The sequence below is a fragment of the Pseudomonas sp. P4_C3 genome (genome assembly GCF_056402075.1).
Genome location: NZ_JBFUIC010000657.1, coordinates 1 through 1,140 on the forward strand (window position 1 = coordinate 1; position 1,140 = coordinate 1,140).

At 54.4% G+C, this 1,140-nt stretch carries 1 pseudogene; it reads right to left on the bottom strand.

Annotation, left to right across the window (positions count from 1 at the left end):
* Positions 1 to 1,140 (bottom strand): annotated as a pseudogene (locus AC1DVH_RS31540) (hypothetical protein); the annotation flags it as partial.

Below are 1,140 nucleotides of genomic sequence, written 5' to 3' on the forward strand. Positions count from 1 at the left end.
CTTGTAATCCAAAGTGAGTGTTTGGGCTTMCCCKCCACCGATGAAATCTGCCCCGGTTGCCGGTATCGCAACGCCGTTTAATTTAACTATCACCTCATCAGCCAGGTTGCGCGATATCACCTTGCACACGGGCAGCGTAATGCCAGTGGACATGTCCGCACCTTTCAACTCCAGTTTGAACGTGCCGCTGTTGGTATGAGAGTTGACTGCCCAGGTATTCTTGCCTGAGGAGGTTACCGTCAGATTGCCAGGTTGCACGCCAGTGAGCGGTGTGCCTGTCAGCGCCAGCGGGTAGTCTTGCAGGGGGCTGTCTGGCTTGTAGGTCAGGGTGACGGTCCGCGGCTCATTCCTGAAAAACATGGCACCGTCGGCCGGGGAAGGAACACCGCCCACCAGTACCTGATCCACTTCATCCGAAAGATCGTCTGACATCACCAAGCATCGATGCTCCCAAGGCAGYAACACTTCCAGGCTCAAAAAAACCAGGGTGACAAGGCCTCTCTCGCCATCCGCCGGCGTGAGTGTCCAGTTGAACTTGCCATCGACGCCAGGCACCCAATCTGAAAATTTCGGTGACGCATCAATATTCAAGCCTCCACCCTCAGCCAACTCCAGCTTGAATTGCTTTGCGATCTCGGGTGGAGCTTCCACCGTTACATCGCTTGCCTGCCCACGGGGCAAGAAAATGGGTTCGTTCCATCCTACGACCTTACCGTTAACGGTTAACGTGGCTCCTTTCCAGGGATTGTCCTCATAAACCTTAATTTTAAAAGACTTTTCTACTGGCGTGGCGTCATACGGGCTGTGGACTGTGGCCGTGATCGTTTGCTCACCCAAGATGTTGACTTGATAGTCAAACCGGCTTATGCCCGAGTCCGATGTGGGTATGGTCACCTCCTCCCCATTCACCGACCACACGACAGTAATGTCGTTCAGTACACCTTTTGTGTAAAAAGAACCGACCGTGATCTGCGCCGTCACCGTATCCCCCTTCACCGGAACACCGATCGGGCTGCGGCTATCGAGAATCTCGCGACGGTAGTGCCCCAATCGCATCGGGATTTCGTAAAGTTCCGCCGTGAATTCGCTCCGTAACCGTAAATTCAGATCGCAATCGGTGCCGTTCGCTGGACAGTGGAG